General features: G+C 51.0%; 3 tRNA genes. All 3 read right to left on the bottom strand.

Features of this window, described 5'->3' with window-relative positions:
- Positions 1-3: 3 nt before the first annotated feature.
- A tRNA-Tyr gene (locus DXB18_RS14690) sits at positions 4-85 on the bottom strand.
- A 38-nt stretch (positions 86-123) separates the two neighbouring features.
- Positions 124-196 (bottom strand) — tRNA-Thr (locus tag DXB18_RS14685).
- 21 nt (positions 197-217) lie between these two features.
- A tRNA-Val gene (locus DXB18_RS14680) sits at positions 218-290 on the bottom strand.
- Positions 291-382 lie beyond the last annotated feature (92 nt).

Below are 382 nucleotides of genomic sequence, written 5' to 3'. Positions count from 1 at the left end.
GAGTGGGGGAAGGTGGATTCGAACCACCGAAAGCACAGCTAACAGATTTACAGTCTGCCCCCTTTGGCCACTCGGGAATTCCCCCATAATCATTATTTAATTACCGCAAAGCGGAAATCTCAAAGCCGATAATCGGACTCGAACCGATAACCTGCTGATTACAAATCAGCTGCTCTGCCAATTGAGCCATATCGGCGAACCAGGTTTTCTTTGAAAGTGGGGCCTATAGGGCTCGAACCTATGACCCTCTGCTTGTAAGGCAGATGCTCTCCCAGCTGAGCTAAGACCCCATATTCAACTTTCGAATACCACTTTAGCGATATTCAGCGACCCGGATGGGGTTCGAACCCACGACCTCCGCCGTGACAGGGCGGCGCTCTAA

The sequence above is a fragment of the Clostridium sp. OM02-18AC genome, assembly GCF_003481825.1.
Taxonomy (GTDB): Bacteria; Bacillota; Clostridia; order Lachnospirales; family Lachnospiraceae; genus Brotaphodocola.
Note: the sequence above shows the minus strand (reverse complement) of the source record. Positions and strands in the feature narration are given on the sequence as shown.